We start from the raw sequence: 19,428 nt of genomic DNA on the forward strand, positions 1-19,428 counted from the left end.
TCTTTAATTACTTTAATAAGTTATTTTAAGCTTTGTGATATGGTTTTATTCAAAAGATTTATATATAACTTTTTTTAGAATATCTATTAATTTATAATGATTTATAATGATAGATTTTTTGGTGATTCTATGGACCTTGATGCACTAATAAAAATAGTGGAAAAAGTAGGTAAGGTAGAAATAGACAATATTGAAATCACAGCAGATGAACTGGTAATAAACATACCTTCGGCTCCACCGATGGTAATACCCCAAACTCCAGCATTAAAAGAAACACTTGTGGAAGCTGGACTAAACAAAGAATTGAAAATAGAAATTCCAGAGGTAGATTGGGAAACTCCAATAAATGAATACAAAGGACATATAAGAGAAATCCAGTTTGGAAAACCAAAATCGGAAGGAGGTAGAGGTAAGGTTGTAAAAATCGGTGGTCAAAGGGCATTGTATAGATTTGAAGAACCACAACCAAATGCACCTGTGGTAACCTTTGATATATTTGACATGCCTATGCCAGGTCTTCCAAAAAATGTTAGGCAGTATTTTGAGGATGTCATGCAAGACCCTACTGAATGGGCTAAAAAGTGTGTGAAAGAATATGGGGCAGATATGATTACAATACATCATATATCAACAAACCCAAAAATCAAAGATACATCTGCAAGAGACGCGGCTAAATTAATGGAGGATTTATTGCAGGCTGTGGATGTTCCATTTGTTATTGGAGGTAGCGGAGACCCTAAAAAAGACCCTATTGTATTGGAAGCTTGTGCAGAAGTCGCAGAAGGTGAAAGATGCTTACTTGCATCGGCAAACCTTGATTTAGATTATAAAAAGGTTGCAGATGCTGCTATGAAATACGACCACAATGTGCTATCATGGACAATCATGGATCCAAACATGGCTAAGGATTTAAACAGAAGATTGATATCACATGGTTTAGATGCCGATAAAATAGTAATGGACCCAACAACCTGTGCATTAGGGTATGGTATAGAATTCTCAATAAATGCTATGACAAGACTACGAATAGCTGGTTTAAAAGGAGATGAGCTCGTAAATATGCCAATGTCATCAGGAACAACAAACGCTATTGGGGCAAGAGAGGCATGGATGGTAAATCCTAAATGGGGCGATAGAACATACAGACTTCCATTATGGGAAATTTCAACAGGTTTAACCATGCTTTTAAGTGGCGTAGATATATTTATGATGCTCCATCCAGTTTCAATATCAGTATTAAAAGAGTTGGGTAAAACACTAATAACAAAACCAGGAGAGGTAAAAATAAACACAGACAACTACGAATGGATAAGGGCATAATTTATTTCTTAATTATTTTATTTATTCCTTATCTTTATTTTTTAAATATGGAACGCTATTGGTGATAATAATGGCAAAAGTAAGTGCTATGGATATTTACAAACTCCTTCCAAAAACGAATTGTAAAAAATGCGGCGAATCTTCCTGTATGGCTTTTGCAACAAAATTGCAGAACAAAAAAGCAATGGTTGAGCAATGCCCAATAATGAATACGCCAAAATTTGAAAAAAATAAAAAGAAACTTATAGAGATGCTATCTCCACCTGTAAAGGAAGTCTGGTTTGGCTATTCAGATAAAAAATGTGTTATGGGTGGAGACGAGGTAATGTATAGATATGAACTCTCATTTTTTAACCAAACCCCTCTTGGTATAGATATATCGGATAATTTACCAGAGGAAGAAATAAAAAATAGAGCTAAATATGTTGAGGATTTTGTATTTGAAAGAACTGGGGAAAAATTAAAATTGGATTTCGTTGCTATAAGGAACGCATCTAATGATCCTGAAAAGTTTAAAAAAGCAGTTGAGGTTGTTCAGGGAACTACAAAGTTACCTATTGCATTGTGCTCACTTAATCCTGATAACATAGAAAAGGCTTTGGATGTTGTTAAATCAAAACCTATGATTTATACAGCTACAAAGGATAATTTTGCAGAACTCCTTAAAATGCTGATAGCAAAGAAAGAAGCTGGGAAGGAGTTTGCACTAGTTTTATCCTCAGATGATATAAAAACATTAAAGGGCATGACTAAGGAATGTGTTAAGTATGGTATTGAAGATTTAGTTTTAGACCCTCATACAACACCTGAAAATATTGCAGAAACACTTGATAAGTTTGTAATGATAAGAAGAAGTGCAATAGAAAAAGAGGATAAATTATTGGGATACCCAATATTGGGGCTTCCAATAAACACCTACATGTATGTTCTAAATGGAAATAATCCAATAAATCAATTTATAGAAGAACCCGATAAAGTTGCGGGAATTATGGAAGCCAGAACGGCAAATGCAATGTTGAACAGGTATGCCGATGCAATAATACTTCATGGAACTGAGATATGGGAATTGATGCCAATATTGACCCTTAGACAGGCTATATTCACAGACCCAAGAAAACCTCAGGCAGTCGAACCTGGATTATATCCAATAGGAAACCCTGATGAAAACAGCCCTGTAATTATGACTACAAACTTCTCATTAACATTCTACACAGTAACGGGAGACTTTGAAAAGGACAATGTTACATGCTGGTTATTGTCCATGGATACTGAGGGTAAGGCAGTTGATGTTGCAGTTGCCGGTGGTCAATACTGCGGCGAAAATGCTAAAAAGCTTATAGAAGAAACTAAAATAGGGGAAAAAGTAAATCATAGAATAATAATACTCCCAGGATTGGCAGCTCCTGTAAGGGGGGATATTGAAGAAAAAACTGGATGGACATGTGTTGTCGGAACAAGAGATTCTTCTCAGGTTGGAGAGTTTTTAAAGAAAAACTGGGAAAAAATATTAAATGACTGGAAATCTAAAAATGCATAAATATGTATTATTTTATTATTTTTTATTTTTTTATGTTATATCCATATATTTACAAATATCAATTAGCGAAAAATATATATATAACTTCATCCTATTAGAGTTTGTTTTGATTATTAAGATTAGCCCGGTAGTGTAGTGGCCAATCATCCTAGGCTTTGGACCTGGGGACTGCGGTTCGAATCCGCACCGGGCTACTTTTTATTTTAGACATATGTATTTATATATCCGAATATATAAGATATGTTATATAATATATAATATAAAATTCATGGTGTAATTATGGATATAAATGTAAATATGAATGTTGCCATTATTTCAGAGGGGAAATATGGAGACCGAGCTACAGAAGTTATTGGAAAAAAGTTTAATTGTAATTTTTTAAAGATAAAGTATAGGGGAAATTTTGAAGATATTGAAATTGATAGAACTCAATTGGATGAGTTAAAAAAATATAATATGATAATTACCTACACTATAAATCCAGATTTAACATATGCCCTAATAAATGAAATACAAAATATTAATAAAAAACTTAACAAAAATATCCTTGTAATAGTCGGAGCATGGAAAGGAGCAGGTTTTAAAAAACAACTTGAAAATTTTGGAAATGTAATTTGTCCAGATTTAATGTGTAATTTAGATGAACATGGTTTAAAAGATAAGTTGGATAAATACCCGCAATTAAAAGAGTTTTTAAAATACTTTGGAAAACCGGTTGTTAATATTTATCTAAACAATAATAATATAATCGAGAATATAGATATAATAAGAGAAGCTCCTTGTGGTTCAAGTTCTAAAACATTGGAGGAATTCATTGGAAAAGAATTCAATGAAAAAACCCCAATAGATATTGGTTTAAGGGTTCAGCATTTTTGCAGAGCTGGAAAATTAAGAGTATTTGTTGAGAAAGAAAGTAAAAAAAGCATAGCAGGTAAAATATTGGTGGAAGGACTTAATATAATTAAAAAATAAATGATTTAAAATGACTTAATCATACTCCCTCCATGTATATCCACATTTTTTACATTTGTAAAATCTTGTTTCGGGTTCATCGGCACATCTTGTTTGTTGCAACCACCAGTACGCTTCCATATTTCCACATTTTGGACATTCTATTCTTGTAGTCGGTAGTGTATTTACATCCTCAATTACCACAATTTCCTGTTTTTTTGAATCTATTTTTTCCTTTAATTCATAAGACTCATCAGTCTGTTCCAAATCTTCTTCATATCCACATACCGTGCATACCAATTTTCCATCTTTTGGAAGCATTATATTTTTACATTTAGGGCAAAACTTTACCACATTATCACCTTTTTAATTTAATACATAAAAATATATATTAAAAAGTTAGGAGGTTCCAAAACGAACGAAGTGAGTTTTGGATTTTCGAAATCTTTATTTCGAGTAATGAAATTTCGAAGAAATTTCATCTGATGGATGCACACTTTTTTAAAGGGTGCGGGTAAAACTTTACCACATTATCACCTTTTTTATTTTTTTATTTTTTTATCATCATTTTTTTATCTTTTATTTTATTATTTTTTCATTTTCTTTTTTAAATAATAAATAATCTTCAAATATCTTTTTGTGGTCAAAAGCTAAATCTAAATCTTTGACCTCTTCGATTTTAAAGAGTTTTGCCTCCTTGGCATCATCAGAACCTTTGAGGATTCCATCAATATATTTCAAAATATAAACCACAGAAACTGTATGGCCACGCGGGTCTCTGTTGGGGTCTGAATACACCCCAAGGAGATGTTTTATTTTGGTCTTTAAATTGGTTTCTTCATATATTTCCCGCATAACTGCATTTTCAGTGGTTTCTCCATATTCTACAAAACCTCCTGGAAATGCCCATGAATCTTTAAAGGGTGGATTTTTTCTTTTTATTAATACTATCCTATCGTCAATTTGAATGATACCATCAACGGTTAAAGATGGTAATTTATATTTACACATTAGCATCACCAAAAAAATAAAAGATAAATACCTTAAAAAAGGCTTTTATAATGTTATAATCTGCACTTATTTCTATAATCCCTATAAATACTTAATTTATACCTCATATATATTATAACTTTTATACCTTTCTATTACAGGTTTTGAATTAAGAGAGTTTTTATAATATTTATATTTTACGATAAAAATTGATAAGGTATATTAATAATATTTAACATTTATTTAAACTATAAATAATAACTATGTAAGTTATAAGAATTATAAAATAATTTTAAATAAATGGAGGCGATTTTTTGCATTGGGCTGATTCAATAGCTAAAAAAATAATAAAAAAGAGAGAAAATCAAAATCCTGAAAAATATTTAGTTGCAAGTGGAATTACACCATCAGGACATATACATATAGGTAATGCAAGGGAAACGCTTACAGCAGATGCAATTTACAGGGGATTATTGAATAATGGTGTTAAAGCTGAGCTTATATTCATTGCCGATACCTATGACCCACTTAGAAAGGTTTATCCATTTTTACCGGATGAGTATGAAAAATATGTCGGCATGCCTTTAAGCGAAATCCCATGTCCTGAGGGCTGCTGTGAAAGTTATGCAGACCATTTCCTAAAACCATTTGTAGATAGTTTGGATGATTTAGGTGTTAATTTAACGGTTTATAAAGCAGATGAGAATTATAAAAATGGGCTTTACGATGAAAAAATAATATTGGCACTGGAAAATAGGGATAAAATAAGAGATATATTAAATATATATAGAAAAGAACCCCTTCCAGAAGACTGGTATCCCTTAAATATAGTTTGTGAGAAATGTGGAAAATTAAGCACAACAAAGGTAATTAACTACGATAGTGAGAATAAAACCGTTGATTATGTATGTTCCTGCGGTTATAAAAACACGGTAAAACCATTTAAAGGTAGAGGGAAACTCCCTTGGAGAGTAGACTGGCCTGCAAGATGGAGTATATTCAATGTAATAGCAGAGCCTATGGGTAAAGACCACGGGACATCCGGCGGTTCTTATGATACAGGGGTTAAAATTGCCAGAAAAATATACGACTATCAAGCACCAGAAAAAATAATTTACGAATGGATTCAGTTAAAAATAGGGGACAAGGCAGTTCCAATGTCTTCATCATCTGGTGTAGTATTTGCAGTTAAAGATTGGGTAAAAATCTGCCATCCTGAGATTTTAAGATTTTTGCTGTTGAGAAGCAAGCCTACAAAACATATCGACTTTGATTTAAAGGCTATTCCTAACCTTGTAGATGACTATGAGGAACTGGAAAGAAAATATTTCGAGCTAATGAAAAAGAGAGAAGAAGGTATTAAATTGAATGAAAATGAAATGGATAAGATAAGATTGTATGAGCTCTCAACACCAAAAATACCTGATGAGTTGCCTTTGCAAATACCATATAGATTCTGTGTAATAGTATCTCAGATAGCCTACGATGCTGAAAAAGAAGAAATTAATATGGATAAGGTGCTGGAAATCCTTAAAAGAAATAACTATAAATCAATCGATTCAATAAAAGAAAGTGATTTTGAAAGATTGAAGACAAGGCTATATATGGCTAGAAACTGGGCTTTGAACTATGGTGAAGTGCTAAAAATAATAGATTTAGAAAAAGCAAAGGAAATGTATGATGAATTGAATGAAAAACAAAAAAAATGGATAAAAGCATTTGGCGAGAAATTGAAAGAAATTGAATTCGATGCCTTATCCATACACGAGTTAATATATAACAGTGCAAAGGAAATGGAATTGAATCCAAAAGAGGCATTTTTGGCATCCTATAAAATACTCCTAGGCAAGAAATACGGTCCTAAATTGGGAAGTTTTTTATCATCACTTGATAAGGAGTTTGTAATTGGACGATATTCCTTGACAAAATAAATTATCTCGATTATATCTAAATTAATTAATAATTTATTTTTTTATTTTTTAGGTGAAAATATGATAGAAATTATATCATATCAAGAAATTAAAGGAAATAACAAAGATATTGTAGATATGGAGTTTGAAAAATTAACAAATGATATAAAAAATAAATACAATGCCGAAATACTATCAGTGGATTGTGAAGAGGAAGATGAAGGGGGTCTTTATACAAAAGTTGCAGAATTAAAGATAATATTTAATTCTTTTTTAGATTATATCGATTTTTGTCTTAATTATGGTGCTGATTTGGATATAGTTAGCCCTTCAAAATTAAAAATTAGTTCAAAAGAATTTGGGGAGGCTCTTGCCTATATAATAGAGTTTTTTAAAAGATTCTATGAAAAATACAAGATTATGTTTAATGTCCATATAAAAGAAGAGGAAGGTATGTCTATCAATATTGAAGAGTATAAAAACGGCATCTATGATGAGGATGACATATTTGCATTAGAGGAGGAGGGTCTTATAAAAGTAAAGGCAGTTTTTGAAGGTTTTGGGAGCTCCGAAGAGGATGTAATTAAAAAGATATTGTTATCATTAAGTGATAATATAGTGGTGAATAGGATTATTACAAAACCTTTGGAAAAAGAGGGACCATATGAAAATGCTGAGTTCTATGGGTTAATAGCTGTGGAACTGTTTTGCAAACCTTTCGATATAGTAGAAATGGCATATAAATTTTTGCCTGTTGTAATATCCATTGAGAACAAATTTATTGAAATAAATGGTTTAGAATTGCAGGATATTGGAAATGATTTGGGAGGTGCAGTTTTCGAGCTTACCCATGCAACATTGATAAATAGTAAATAATATAATAGATTACATGAACTTTTAAATTTTAAATAAAGTATTTTAAATTTTATAATGGTGATAATATATGCATCCAGCAATAAAATATATGCGAAAGGATAGACTTCCTCACATATTCTGTCCAGGCTGTGGAAATGGAATTGTACTAAATTGTTTTTTAAATGCCATTGAAAAATTAAACATGAGTTCTGATGATTATATAGTCATATCTGGAATTGGGTGTTCGTCAAGGCTACCTGGATATCTAAATTGTGATTCGTTGCATACAACCCACGGAAGACCAATAGCATTTGCAACAGGTATAAAAATAGCTAGGAAAGATAAACAGGTTATTGTATTTACAGGAGATGGTGATTTATCTGCAATTGGTGGAAATCATTTTATTCATGGTTGTAGGAGAAATTTAGATATAACTGTTATCTGTATAAACAACAACATATATGGAATGACAGGTGGGCAATATTCACCAACTACACCCCATGAAAAAAGAGCCACCACAGCACCCTATGGAAATCCGGAAAATCCTATGGATTTATGTAAGTTGGCAATTGCCGCAGGTGCAACCTATGTAGCTAGATGGACTACCGCCCATCCTATTCAATTATCAAATGCCATAAAAAAAGGAATGGAAAAAAAAGGATTTTCATTTATTGAGGTAATTTCGCAGTGCCCTACATATTACGGAAGATTTAATATTTCTAAAAATCCTCCTGAAATGATAAAATTCTTTAAAGAAAATTCAATAACTATCAAAAAAGCTGAAAATCTTTCAGAGGAAGAATTAAAAGATAAAATCATTGTAGGAGAGTTTCTAAATATTGAAAAACCAGAATTCATAGAACAGCTAAGTATATTGCATAAGCAATAATTTTAAAAATAATTTTATATACGGTATTTAAAATATAACAGAATATCAGGTGAAATTATGAGGAAAGAAATTAGATTATCTGGTTTTGGAGGTCAGGGGATAATATTAGCTGGTGTAATTTTAGGTAGGGGGGCTTCTCTCTACGATAACAAAAATGCCGTTCAAACTCAATCTTATGGACCTGAGGCAAGGGGGGGAGCAAGTAAATCTGAGGTTGTGATATCTGAGGAGGAAATAAGCTTTCCAAAGGTAATAAAACCCGATATATTGGTTTGTATGTCTCAGCCAGCCTTTGATAAATACAGCATGGATGTAAAAGAAAATGGATATGTAATTGTTGATAAAGACCTAATTACTATACCAGACGACTATAAAAATAATTCCAAAGTATATCGGGTGCCCTTCACAGAAATTGCTCAAAAAGAGATTGGTTTAAAAATAGTTGCAAATATTGTAATGCTCGGAGCTCTTACAAAAATAACCAACATTGTTTCAAAAGAGGCTATTGAAAAAGCCATATTGGATAGTGTCCCTAAGGGCACTGAGGAAAAAAATATAGAAGCTTTTGAAAAGGGATATAGTTACTAAAATCATTATAAAAATAACTATGGAGTCGTGAAATTGTGGATTCCTATCTAATATTTTTTATAATAATCACATCCATATTTGTAGTGCCCGAAATATTGAAAAAATTTAATATTCCAGGGATTACTGCCACAATGATAGCTGGAATAATAGCAGGACCTTACTGTCTTGGGCTAATACATACAGACAATATTATAGAAACATTTGCTTCGTTTGGTGCGGTGTTTTTAATGTTTCTAGCAGGTATGGAAGTCGATAATGAAACCTTAAAGAGTGAATTCAAAAATTCAGTTATAATAAGTTTATTTTCACTTGTAATACCAGCCATAGGTGGTTATTTAATAGGTATGTGGTTTGGACTTAACTTTATAGGAGCTCTACTATATGCCATTATATTTTCATCCCATTCTGTTGGTATAGTGTATGCGTTAATAGATGAACTAAAACTTACAAAATCTAAATTTGGAACAACGGCACTGAGTTCTACAATATTGGTAGATTTAAGTAGTCTGATAATATTATCGATAGTAATTAAATTAAGTATGGCTGGTCAAAATTTAAACATAGGTTATTTTATAGCCCTTGATATATTATATATAGTTGGACTTTTATTGACTATCCCGTTGATTTCAAAAATAATATTTCAAAAATTTGAAAAACTACATATTAAAAAAATACATTTTATACTATTTATTATACTGGTATCTATCCTTACAGGAGAACATATTGGATTACACCCCATAATTGGTGCTTTTATTACGGGTATAGCTGTTTCAGAATCTTTAACTAAAAAGGAACATGACGAGTTATTAAATAAAAATCTAAATGCCATAGGGTATGGGGTATTTATACCGATATTCTTCTTTGCATTGGGTATGGATACAAACATAAGAGTGTTGTTCAATTTAAACAATGTGGAGTTAATCTTAGCCACTATATCTGGTGCAATAATCTTAAAAATTTTATCTGGGTATATGTCCTTTAAACTTGTAGGTTATGACCATATAAAAAGTATCTGTGGAGGATTATTAACTATGCCAAAGATTTCAGCATCTCTTGTTGCAGCATCTGTTGGTAAAGAACTTGGTATAATATCCAACGAATTTTTTGTTGCAATAGTCGTATTGTCCCTAATAACATCAATGATATCCCCCATATTGGTTAAAAATTTAATTATCAAATATAAGGATTTATTTGCCGTTTAAAAAAAAACTACCTTCTCTTCTTATAAATTTTTTTCCAGTATTTAATTTATAAATTAAATTCCTTTTAAATACATTATCAACCAAAAGTTTTGCCAACGATGGATTTATATTTAGACCTACTATGGATGTTGTTATTCTTGGATTTATTTCAAGTACGTATATTTCATTATTTTTGTCTATAAGAATATCTACACCAACATAACCATTTAATCCATCTATTCTTTTTAAGGCTTTTTTTGATTCTTCAATTATTTTGTCTTTCAATGGATGAGATATATTTGTTTCACCGCCGCAGTATTTTTCATTACCAATGTACTGCTTATTTAAGCATAATGGATATATTTTTCTGTTGGAACTATTATTACTATTTTGAACTATAAAACTTGTTGAATAGGATTCTCCATCTATAAATTCTTGAATAATATAATTTTCATCTATTATTTGGTGAGCTCCTCCGCACCCATCAACTTCTTTTACAATATACTTTTTTAATGAAAATGTTTTTGGTGTTTTTACATAATCTCTAATCTTCTGATATGTTAAATATTTATTTCCTGCTATCTCAATACCTTTTGAAGAAGAGCCCAAATTTATAATATTATCATGTTTTTCAACCATTTTGGTTAAATCGTATAGTATATTATTACATTCTGGTGCAATTATCAAAGCTATATCCATATCCATATTATTCAACAATTCATTTAATTTTGATTTATAATCTTTTTCTGGATTATATATTTTTAAATTAGGTTTATTTTTTAGTGAATTATAATAATAACTTTTGTTAAGTTTATCAGCAATAATAGTAATAACAGAAAAACCATCGTTTAAAAAGTCGTTAAGTAATTTATTATACATCAATTTTCCTTCTTCAAAGATATTATTTTCTACGATTTCACCGCTGCCTACGGCATATTCAAAAAGCAATACCTTCATAAAATCACCAAAAAAATTATTTAAATTAATTAAAAAAATAATGTTCATAAATTATTTAAGGGATATTTAAAGATATTAAAGATATTTTAAAGTGTTAATGGTACTTTTTTATGTTATCAATGATATACTCACATGCTAAAAATCCTTCTTTTCTATGTCTTGCAAATATATAAATGGATGACACCACATCTCCAACTTTTAAAGTGCCTTTGTTATGATAGATTACAACATCTAAAATGTCAAATTTTTCAATTGCATCTTTTCTAATATCTTCCAATATGTTTAGAATATCAGGAATTTCCATCTTATCAGTATGGACCTTTTTTCCTTCTTTAATATCGTAATTTCTTACAAATCCAGTAAATGATACATAACACCCCATTTCACCCTTATGTTTTTCCATCAATTCATCAACCTTTTCTTTAAACTTTTCATAATCGCCGAATATCATTTTTTCACCAATATTTTAACTTATTCCGCAAAAGTCCCTTCCGTTATAAATCCTTCGGATTTTAACTTCGTTTGATTGTAAAATCTCCTCGCTTCGCGAAGATAAGGGATTAATCCTTTGGATTTTAGCTCGCAAATAAAGATTTGCGATGGGAGAGTTTATTTTAGACGGAGGGGTGTAATTCACTCAGAGTTATACCCTATATAAAGGTAATCTCTGGCTAAAATCCCCTATGAGTAGGAAGGTTTGCGAAGGGTGAGGGCTACGAAAACCTTTCGGTTTTCGTTTAACCCTCCCTATAAGTATGGGTAATTCACTAAATTATAATAAAATAAACATAAATATATATTGGAATTTTCAGAGTTCAACTACTTAAAAAATAAGCTTATTTATTATATGATTATCTTTCCATTTATCAACAACGGCGGTGAAATAAGCTTCCCACGCTGTTCAACCTTATCCAATGGAATGGCGTCTTTAAGAATTTCAAATATATTTCCAGAGAGCATACCTTTTTTAACTGGTATTTTTTCGCCGTTTTTTACTATGTAGCTGTTGCTTATTTCAACTGAAAAGTCCCCTGTAATAGGATTGGAAGTATGGCATCCAATAAGTTGATTTACATATAAATATTCATTAAAATTATCGATTTTTTCAACTGGTTCTATTATAAAATTTGAAGCTGAAACACTTGGCAAACTACCATATGTTCTCATTCCATTTCCGGTGGATTCTTTTCCCTCAATATTAGCTCTCTTTATGTCGTATAAATAGTTCTTTAAAATTCCATCTTTCACAAGAACAGTTCTTTTTGTTGGTGTTCCCTCACCATCAACTTTGGCAGAATATAACCCATAATCCAGAGTTCCATTATCTATAATATTAATATTCTCCCCAAATATTTTTTCCCCAATTTTTCCAGCAAGGACAGACCTATTTCTTTGGACATTCTCGGCATTGAAGGAAGGTATAAACGTATATCCTAAAAGAGAACTTAACGCCCTTGTGGTTAATACGATATTTCCTTCGTATTCGGTTTTAATGCTCTTTGGTAATGTCAGTAGCTCTTTAACAGTGTTTGCTATTTCTTCAACATTAAATTTATAGGTTCTTGTCAAATAATCATAAGCTGTTTCACCGTCTTTTATTCCAGAAATTGACGCTGAATAGTATGTAAATTCCTCTTCAACATTTAGTCCTTTTGAATTTACTATTTTATTGTATTCATAGGATTTACTTATTCCTCCGCCTGTAATGGTAATGCCACTTTCTGCCAATATATCTTCCATTGTGATTAAATCATCTATAAGCTCTTTTTCACCCATGTATATTATCTCCCTATTGAACATCCCCTTTGGATTTGGATATTTTTCTGCGAGCTCTGGGAAGTTGGTATATTCATCTGGAACAAGGTTTTCCATTGCTTTATAAATTACCTTTTCATTTTCCTCAGATGAAAATGCAAATCCTATTTTATTGTCTTTTAATACCCTCACACCAATGCCAAAATCCTTATTTTTTTCAACACTATCTAAACTATCTCCATCTAAATCTGCACTTGTGCTGTCTGATTTTGATAAAAAAATATCCACTTCAAAACCGTTTTTTTCTCCGATTTTTAATATTTTATCTATTAAATGTTCCATAATTACACCTAAAAATCTTTTAAAAAATAAAAAAAGAAAAAATAAAATATTTTATAGAAAATAAATAAAGTATTAATAATAAATCTAAGTTTTATTCAAATACAAATTCAATTTCTGATAATCTTCTTTTTACTTCATTTAATATCCTGTCTTCCTCTTCCTCCGATACTTTTCCATCTTTAAATGCTGGGAAACATGCCGCCAATCTTACAAAGCTTCCTGCATCATCCCATGGAACTGTTGAAATGAGCTTTTCTTTTATTAAATATTGTGAGAACTCCTCGGCATTGTTGAATACGATGCCGTCCTTTGTTCCTTTTGGTATTTTTAAGTATAAGTAGAATGTTCCACCAGGCATTTTAGCATCAAATCCTAATTCATTAAACATATCCACCATTTTCTTCAATCTTCTCTCATATTTCTGCCTCGTTCTTTCTGTAATTTCTGGATGTTTTAAGCAGTATATTCCCGCCTTTTGAATTGGTATAAACTGACCACTGTCAAAGTTATCCTTAACTGTTGCAAAACCTTTTATTATTAACTCGTTTCCAACAACAAAAGCCAATCTCCAACCTGTCATGTTGTATGCCTTTGAAAAACTGTGGATTTCCACACCAACATCCTTTGCACCATCTACTGACAAGAATGATAATGGTTTGCCGTTGTAAGTGAGAGCCCCATAAGCTGCATCTTGAACAACAACTATGCTGTTTTCCTTTGCAAACTCAACAACTTCCCTATAAAATTCCACAGTTGCCTGAGCTCCAGTTGGGTTGTTTGGATAGTTCAAGTATAATATTTTTGCCCTCTTTTTTACATCCTCTGGAATGCTTTCCAAATCTGGTAAAAATCCATTTTCTTCAAGTAATGGAAGTTTATAAACTTCCCCGCCATACCATTCTGTGTGTGTGGCAGTTACTGGATATCCTGGAACAGTCATAAGGGTAATATCCCCAGGATTTATGAAAACTGAGGCAATATATGCCAACGCAGGTTTTGAACCCACTGAGTGAATTACCTCATTTACAGGGTCTATACCTTTAACACCATATACATTTTCCATATATTCAACAACGGCATCTTTTAATTCTTGAATTCCGTTATCTGCATATCCTCTGTTTTCGTGTTTTTTTGCCTCATTATATAGTGTTTCTATTACCTCCGGGTCTGCCATCTCATCTGGTTCTCCCACACCCATATCTATTAATTCAACATCTGGAAATCTTTTTTTTGCCTCTTTTTTTGCCCTTTTTATCTTTTCGAATTTATATATTATATCCTCTTTACCAAAATTTTTTCCTCCAATTCTCTCAGCAAATAGATTTTGAATATAGCTTTTCATATTAACACCTTATTTAACTTTAAATATATTGTAAATAATATATATGTAATAATATACTATTATAATTTATTTTATAATTTTATAAACTTATTTTAGCATTATAAAATATATAAGCATATATTAATTACTTTTTTATTTAAATGTTTTATATTATGTACTATATATATCTAAAATTTTATTATTTTAATTTATTATTTTTTTGGTGAAATTATGAAGATTATAGTCGTAGGTGGAGGAACATCGGGTTTATTATCTGCCTTAGCACTTGAAAAAAAAGGTCATGAGGTAATAGTCCTTGAAAAAGATAAAATTGGAGGATTATGTAGAAGCGAACATATAGATGGTTATACTGTTGATATTGGAGTTCATGCCATTACCATGTTAAATGATGGACCGTTGATAAGGTTGTTAAAAAAATATTCAAAATATCTTCCAAATTTTAGACCTTATGGAGATTATTATATTAGGACTGATAAATTATATAATATACCTGTGTCTATGCAGGAATGGACAACTACCCCGATAGTTCCAAACAGAGATAAGATTTTAATTACTACAAAAATAATAGACTTGATGACAAGCGGTTTTTCAAAGGAAACCTCTGTTTATGATGTGATCAAGGATATGAATTTAAGCAAAACATCAATTGATTTTTTCAATACTATATGTTATTTTTTAAGTGGGGAAGATGCTAAAAAAACACCCCTATGGAGATTATTCACTGGTGCAGGATATATACCAGAAGATGATATACTGCCTTTTATATATAAAGATTTAAAAATAAATCCATTAAAAACCGTATTATTTAAAAAATTTAATAAATGTAAAATCCTGAATATATTAAATGCTGGTTTTTTATCATCTATAAAAAGAGGTTCTAAAAGATATATCAATAAATTTATAAATAAAAACAGATATTGGACCCAGGGCTATCCCCTTGGGGGGATTCAATCCATTTGTGATTGTATATTGTATTCATTGAATAAAACAAATATAATATATGAAGAAGTTAAAAAAATCATTGAAACGAGCAATAAAAATAAAAATGGTTATATTGTTGAAACCGATAAAAACAGCTATTATGCGGATGTTGTGATATATTCCGCTCCATCCAGATTTCTTCCAGATATTGCAAAAATACCCGAAATTCAAAAAAATAAACATGATTTTAAAAATATAAAATTTACAGAATCGTTAACTGTTTGGATAGGTCATGGAGAAAATCCATTCCCATATACTGGTTCAGAGGTTTGGATAGATTATCCTTGCTGGGCAACATGTACCTCAAACTACGATAAAAATTTAGCACCTGATGGAAAACATTTATTGGGATTTTCTTTTATTAATACGAAAAAGGAAGATATTTTAAATATTATAGAAAATAAATTAAACCTAAATATAGATAAAGCTGATATGATTCATTTTCAAGAACATATTCCTGAGCAGGCCTCTTGTGCAGTTAATCAATTCTTTGTTTATCCAAAAGTGAGGGATAATTTTTACGTGGTTGGAACAGATGCCGATCCAAGAAGTATGGGCATTACAAGGGCTGCATATTCTGTTGAGGTAATGTTATCTGAGCTTGACAATACATTTAAAAAAATAAATAAATGATAAAAAATAGCAATATAACGAAAAATAACGAAATTACAAAATTAAAAAAATTAGATAAAAAATTAATAATAAAATAAAATATAAATCGGTAAAATAAATATAAAAAAAGAAAAAAATGTAAAAACGGTGATATTATGAATCTATTAGAAAAGACCTTAAAATCGTGCCCCATTGTAAGAAGAGGAACATATGACTATTTCATACATCCAATATCGGATGGAGTTCCAATAATGGAGCCAAAACTATTAAGGGAGGTTGCAATAAGGGTTATAAAAATCGCCAATATGGACAGTACAGATAAAATAGTTACGGCTGAGGCTATGGGAATACCCATTGCAACAGCAGTTTCTTTATACAGCGATATTCCATATGTCATTATGCGAAAAAGAAGGTATCTACTTGAAGGAGAAATTCCTGTCCATCAGGAAACTGGATACAGTAAAGGCGAGTTATATTTAAATGGGGTAAATAAAGGAGATAAAGTTTTGATTGTTGATGATGTTCTATCCACAGGAGGAACAATGGTAGCAATAATCAAAGCCTTGGAAAAAGCAGGGGCCCATATAGAAGATATTGTTTGTGCAATTGAAAGAGGAAATGGTAAAGAAATGGTAAAGGAAAAAACAGGTTATGATGTAAAAACTCTTGTTAAAATAGATGTAGTGGATGGAAAGATTAATTTTATAAAAAATAAAAAAAATAAATAAAGATGATTATCATGAACTTAAATATAAATCCAACAAAAATAATCTGCGTAGGTTTAAATTATATCGACCATGCAAAAGAATTGAATATGAAAATTCCAGAGGAGCCAATTATATTCTTAAAACCTACATCTTCAATAATATATAACAACGATAAAATAATTATCCCTAATCAATCAAATAGAGTGGATTATGAGGCAGAGCTTGCAGTGGTAATTGACAAAAAATGTAAAAATGTAAAAAAGGAAGATGCACTAAATTATATTAAGGGATATACCATATTAAATGACATCACAGCAAGGGACCTTCAAAAAAAGGACGGGCAATGGACAAGAGCTAAATCATTTGACACATTCTGCCCAATGGGTCCAAAAATAGTTAAAGATATTAACCCATATAATTTAGATATTCAGTTAAAAGTGAATGGGGAAATAAAACAAAAATCTAATACAAAAAATATGATTTTTACCGTTGAAGAACTTATAGAATTTATATCCTCCATTATGACATTGTATCCTGACGATGTAATTTCAACGGGAACTCCTCCGGGTGTTGGAAAATTAAACCGGGGAGATGTAGTTGAGGCAGAAATTGAAGATATAGGTATTTTAAGAAATTATGTGGCATAATAAAAATAAAAAATATGAATTAATTATACATCTTATTATTTTATTATTTTATCTTTTGGGATATTATGGCAACGTTATTTAAAATTATGTTATTTTATATTTTTATGTTGCATGTAGTTAATTACTGCATATAGTATTTTTCCAAAGGAGGAACCACCTGTTTCTTTCTGGACATGACTCCCTCTAAAAATATGCTATTATTATCTAATTTTACATTAAATGCCTTTTCAAATGCTTCTTTATTTCCCACAACTAAAACTTCGCTTCCTTCTTTCATTATGTCGGTAATAAGGAACAATATTAAATCATAGCCTTCTTTGAATTTTTCTTCAAGTGCATTATATATGTCCTGTTTTTTTGCCTCAACTTCTGAAACATCTATTACTTCGACCTGACCAATACCTATTTTTTTACCGTTAAACTCAAAGTCTTTATAATCTATTGTAATAATTTCCTCGGGGCTCATACTACCAACCGTGGATTTTGCTTTAAGCATCTCCATACCATAAGAGTATATGTCCTTTATACCTGCAATTTCTGCAAGTTTTTCTGCGAGCTCTCTATCTGTATCTGTTGTTGTAACAGATTTGAATAAAATAGTGTCTGATAAAATAGCTGAAAGAAGCAATCCTGCTAAATCAGGTTTTAACTCTTTGTTTTTTCCACCAATAAATTCCATCATCCCCTTAAAATACAGTTCTGCTATTATCGTTGCTGTTGAACCCACTGGTTTTGCAATATACAATATTGGTTCTGAGGTGGTGATGCCGATTTTGTGGTGGTCGATTATTCCAATAAGTTTTCCATCATCTAAATCATCTAAACTCTGGGATTTTTCAGCATGATCTACAAGTATGATTTTCTTATCCTTTGCAGATTTTATCAATTCTGGTTCCATAACTCCAAATCTTTTTAACACAAATTCAGTTTCTGGATTTAGGTCTCCCAGCCTTGCAGGAGCTCCGTCTAAAAAATGTGCCAAAACTATTGCTGAACATATACTATCAGTATCTGGGTTTTTGTGTCCTACAACATATATCATAGTATCCTCCTCTGCTTTTTTTATTTTCTCTTTTAATCCTTCTTATGATTATGGTATTAATATTTTTCCAATATATAAAATTAAAAATTAACAAATAAAATAAAAATTAAAAAAAAATAAAGATAATAAATATTAATATTAATATATAATGATAAATTCTTTTAAATTCAATAAAATCTGCAATTAAGAAAATGAATAACGATTAATTTATAATCAATATGGTGAAAATTATGGAAAATAAGGGAAAAATAGAAAACTGCGAAAAAATACAATTCAGAGCAAAAAAAGGAAAATGGTTTGTTGTTAAAAAAATGGATATTGATGAAAATACCGAGGACATAGAAGTTGCAAGGCTTTTAAACTCTATTGATGAAACCATCAATAAGAAGATAATAGAGTTCCTTCCATTTGATATGAAAAAACTTGAAGAAATAGCTGATGAAATATATCAAAAGAAAAAGGGCAGAGTTAAAGAAGAGGATATAGCAAATGCACTTTCAAAATTAAAATCTCCTTCAACAACAAGAAAATTGAACAGCATAACGGAATTAAAAGAAGGTAAAGAGATATTGAAAATAATATTAAATAATATTATATTGGAAAGATTGGGCATAAAGACAAGATTGGATACGAAATTAATAGATAAATACATGGAGAAAGCAAATGATTAAAAATAAAAAAATCATTCCCTCTCTGGATTATATATCGGAGGGAGCTCATCATTCACACCAGGTATAAATCCAACTGTATCCCTATACCTCAACTGCATTCTATGATATATATAACTCAATGGAATTTCCATTGGACATACATCCTCACACT

At 30.7% G+C, this 19,428-nt stretch carries 19 protein-coding genes, 1 tRNA gene and 1 pseudogene; 13 read left to right on the plus strand and 8 right to left on the minus strand.

Going from position 1 to position 19,428, the window contains the following annotated elements; translation table 11 throughout:
* Nucleotides 1-129 precede the first annotated feature (129 nt).
* From cdhD to F7B34_RS06000, 4 genes are all read left to right on the plus strand, one after another.
* Nucleotides 130-1,320 carry a CO dehydrogenase/acetyl-CoA synthase subunit delta gene (gene cdhD / locus F7B34_RS05985; protein WP_292460926.1) on the plus strand — a complete coding sequence of 397 codons (1,191 nt, stop codon included), beginning with the start codon at nt 130-132 and terminating at the stop codon, nt 1,318-1,320.
* 70 nt (nt 1,321-1,390) lie between these two features.
* Nucleotides 1,391-2,857, plus strand: a complete 1,467-nt coding sequence (acsC, locus tag F7B34_RS05990) for an acetyl-CoA decarbonylase/synthase complex subunit gamma (RefSeq protein ID WP_292460927.1) — start codon at nt 1,391-1,393, stop codon at nt 2,855-2,857.
* A gap of 121 nt (nt 2,858-2,978) precedes the next feature.
* Nucleotides 2,979-3,051 (plus strand) — tRNA-Gln (locus F7B34_RS05995).
* 85 nt (nt 3,052-3,136) lie between these two features.
* Nucleotides 3,137-3,829, plus strand: a complete 693-nt coding sequence (locus F7B34_RS06000; protein ID WP_367116346.1) for a DUF166 family protein — start codon at nt 3,137-3,139, stop codon at nt 3,827-3,829.
* 15 nt (nt 3,830-3,844) lie between these two features.
* On the opposite strand, the gene F7B34_RS06005 is transcribed toward F7B34_RS06000, so the two are convergent.
* Both F7B34_RS06005 and F7B34_RS06010 read right to left on the minus strand, forming a co-directional pair.
* Entirely contained in the window at nt 3,845-4,162 is a 318-nt protein-coding gene (locus F7B34_RS06005) for a transcription factor S (protein ID WP_292460928.1), read from the minus strand.
* A 225-nt stretch (nt 4,163-4,387) separates the two neighbouring features.
* Nucleotides 4,388-4,819, minus strand: a complete 432-nt coding sequence (locus F7B34_RS06010) for an NUDIX hydrolase (protein ID WP_292460929.1) — start codon at nt 4,817-4,819, stop codon at nt 4,388-4,390.
* A gap of 293 nt (nt 4,820-5,112) precedes the next feature.
* Between F7B34_RS06010 and lysS the strand changes: the two genes are divergently transcribed.
* The 5 genes from lysS to F7B34_RS06035 all read left to right on the plus strand — a co-directional run bounded on the left by lysS (nt 5,113) and on the right by F7B34_RS06035 (nt 10,242).
* Entirely contained in the window at nt 5,113-6,729 is a 1,617-nt protein-coding gene (gene lysS / locus F7B34_RS06015) for a lysine--tRNA ligase (RefSeq protein ID WP_292460930.1), read from the plus strand.
* A gap of 60 nt (nt 6,730-6,789) precedes the next feature.
* Nucleotides 6,790-7,584, plus strand: a complete 795-nt coding sequence (locus F7B34_RS06020; protein WP_292460931.1) for a hypothetical protein — start codon at nt 6,790-6,792, stop codon at nt 7,582-7,584.
* 67 nt (nt 7,585-7,651) lie between these two features.
* Nucleotides 7,652-8,452 (plus strand): 2-oxoacid:ferredoxin oxidoreductase subunit beta, encoded by an 801-nt coding sequence (locus F7B34_RS06025; RefSeq protein ID WP_292460932.1) that lies wholly within the window; start codon nt 7,652-7,654, stop codon nt 8,450-8,452.
* Between the two features lie 57 nt (nt 8,453-8,509).
* The gene (locus tag F7B34_RS06030) at nt 8,510-9,040 is read left to right on the plus strand and encodes a 2-oxoacid:ferredoxin oxidoreductase subunit gamma (RefSeq protein ID WP_292460933.1); all 531 of its coding nucleotides are present in this window, start codon (nt 8,510-8,512) and stop codon (nt 9,038-9,040) included.
* Between the two features lie 35 nt (nt 9,041-9,075).
* Nucleotides 9,076-10,242, plus strand: coding sequence for a cation:proton antiporter (locus F7B34_RS06035; protein WP_292460934.1), 1,167 nt, complete (start codon nt 9,076-9,078; stop codon nt 10,240-10,242).
* Here F7B34_RS06035 and mfnD read toward each other — a convergent pair.
* The 4 genes from mfnD to F7B34_RS06055 form a co-directional block, all read right to left on the minus strand.
* The gene (gene mfnD, locus F7B34_RS06040) at nt 10,228-11,178 is read right to left on the minus strand and encodes a tyramine--L-glutamate ligase (RefSeq protein ID WP_292460935.1); all 951 of its coding nucleotides are present in this window, start codon (nt 11,176-11,178) and stop codon (nt 10,228-10,230) included. The two genes, F7B34_RS06035 and mfnD, sit on opposite strands and share 15 nt — an antisense overlap.
* 94 nt (nt 11,179-11,272) lie before the next feature.
* On the minus strand, nt 11,273-11,629 hold the full coding sequence (locus tag F7B34_RS06045) for a molybdenum cofactor biosynthesis protein MoaE (protein ID WP_292460936.1): 357 nt from the start codon (nt 11,627-11,629) through the stop codon (nt 11,273-11,275).
* 392 nt (nt 11,630-12,021) lie between these two features.
* Entirely contained in the window at nt 12,022-13,275 is a 1,254-nt protein-coding gene (locus F7B34_RS06050) for a TldD/PmbA family protein (protein WP_292460937.1), read from the minus strand.
* 91 nt (nt 13,276-13,366) lie between these two features.
* Complete coding sequence (locus tag F7B34_RS06055) at nt 13,367-14,617, minus strand: LL-diaminopimelate aminotransferase (RefSeq protein ID WP_292460938.1); 1,251 nt, start codon at nt 14,615-14,617, stop codon at nt 13,367-13,369.
* A 210-nt stretch (nt 14,618-14,827) separates the two neighbouring features.
* Between F7B34_RS06055 and F7B34_RS06060 the strand changes: the two genes are divergently transcribed.
* The 3 genes from F7B34_RS06060 (at nt 14,828) to F7B34_RS06070 (ending at nt 17,564) form a co-directional block, all read left to right on the plus strand.
* Nucleotides 14,828-16,231, plus strand: coding sequence for an FAD-dependent oxidoreductase (locus tag F7B34_RS06060; RefSeq protein WP_292460939.1), 1,404 nt, complete (start codon nt 14,828-14,830; stop codon nt 16,229-16,231).
* 134 nt (nt 16,232-16,365) lie between these two features.
* Nucleotides 16,366-16,938 (plus strand): hypoxanthine/guanine phosphoribosyltransferase, encoded by a 573-nt coding sequence (gene hpt, locus F7B34_RS06065; RefSeq protein ID WP_292460940.1) that lies wholly within the window; start codon nt 16,366-16,368, stop codon nt 16,936-16,938.
* Between the two features lie 11 nt (nt 16,939-16,949).
* Entirely contained in the window at nt 16,950-17,564 is a 615-nt protein-coding gene (locus F7B34_RS06070; protein ID WP_292460941.1) for a fumarylacetoacetate hydrolase family protein, read from the plus strand.
* A gap of 121 nt (nt 17,565-17,685) precedes the next feature.
* Here F7B34_RS06070 and F7B34_RS06075 read toward each other — a convergent pair whose 3' ends face one another.
* Nucleotides 17,686-18,606: a manganese-dependent inorganic pyrophosphatase gene (locus tag F7B34_RS06075; protein ID WP_292460942.1), complete on the minus strand. Its 921-nt coding sequence runs from the start codon at nt 18,604-18,606 to the stop codon at nt 17,686-17,688.
* Between the two features lie 230 nt (nt 18,607-18,836).
* On the opposite strand from F7B34_RS06075, the gene F7B34_RS06080 reads away from it, so the two are divergent.
* Entirely contained in the window at nt 18,837-19,277 is a 441-nt protein-coding gene (locus tag F7B34_RS06080) for a DUF2666 domain-containing protein (protein ID WP_292460943.1), read from the plus strand.
* A gap of 11 nt (nt 19,278-19,288) precedes the next feature.
* Here F7B34_RS06080 and F7B34_RS06085 read toward each other — a convergent pair.
* Nucleotides 19,289-19,428: pseudogene (locus F7B34_RS06085) on the minus strand (formate dehydrogenase); the annotation flags it as partial.

The sequence above is a fragment of the Methanothermococcus sp. genome, from assembly GCF_015523155.1.
Lineage (GTDB): Archaea > AGJL01 > Methanococci > Methanococcales > Methanococcaceae > Methanofervidicoccus.

Coding starts and splice junctions, on each gene's coding strand:
- F7B34_RS06080 (WP_292460943.1), top strand. CDS start 18,837: ATGGAAAATAAGGGAAAAATAGAAAACTGCGAAAAAATACAATTCAGA.
- cdhD (WP_292460926.1), top strand. CDS start 130: ATGGACCTTGATGCACTAATAAAAATAGTGGAAAAAGTAGGTAAGGTA.
- mfnD (WP_292460935.1), bottom strand. CDS start 11,178: ATGAAGGTATTGCTTTTTGAATATGCCGTAGGCAGCGGTGAAATCGTA.
- F7B34_RS06075 (WP_292460942.1), bottom strand. CDS start 18,606: ATGATATATGTTGTAGGACACAAAAACCCAGATACTGATAGTATATGT.
- F7B34_RS06050 (WP_292460937.1), bottom strand. CDS start 13,275: ATGGAACATTTAATAGATAAAATATTAAAAATCGGAGAAAAAAACGGT.
- F7B34_RS06045 (WP_292460936.1), bottom strand. CDS start 11,629: ATGATATTCGGCGATTATGAAAAGTTTAAAGAAAAGGTTGATGAATTG.
- F7B34_RS06070 (WP_292460941.1), top strand. CDS start 16,950: ATGAACTTAAATATAAATCCAACAAAAATAATCTGCGTAGGTTTAAAT.
- F7B34_RS06025 (WP_292460932.1), top strand. CDS start 7,652: ATGCATCCAGCAATAAAATATATGCGAAAGGATAGACTTCCTCACATA.
- F7B34_RS06020 (WP_292460931.1), top strand. CDS start 6,790: ATGATAGAAATTATATCATATCAAGAAATTAAAGGAAATAACAAAGAT.
- F7B34_RS06030 (WP_292460933.1), top strand. CDS start 8,510: ATGAGGAAAGAAATTAGATTATCTGGTTTTGGAGGTCAGGGGATAATA.
- hpt (WP_292460940.1), top strand. CDS start 16,366: ATGAATCTATTAGAAAAGACCTTAAAATCGTGCCCCATTGTAAGAAGA.
- F7B34_RS06010 (WP_292460929.1), bottom strand. CDS start 4,819: ATGTGTAAATATAAATTACCATCTTTAACCGTTGATGGTATCATTCAA.
- F7B34_RS06000 (WP_367116346.1), top strand. CDS start 3,137: ATGGATATAAATGTAAATATGAATGTTGCCATTATTTCAGAGGGGAAA.
- F7B34_RS06055 (WP_292460938.1), bottom strand. CDS start 14,617: ATGAAAAGCTATATTCAAAATCTATTTGCTGAGAGAATTGGAGGAAAA.
- acsC (WP_292460927.1), top strand. CDS start 1,391: ATGGCAAAAGTAAGTGCTATGGATATTTACAAACTCCTTCCAAAAACG.
- F7B34_RS06060 (WP_292460939.1), top strand. CDS start 14,828: ATGAAGATTATAGTCGTAGGTGGAGGAACATCGGGTTTATTATCTGCC.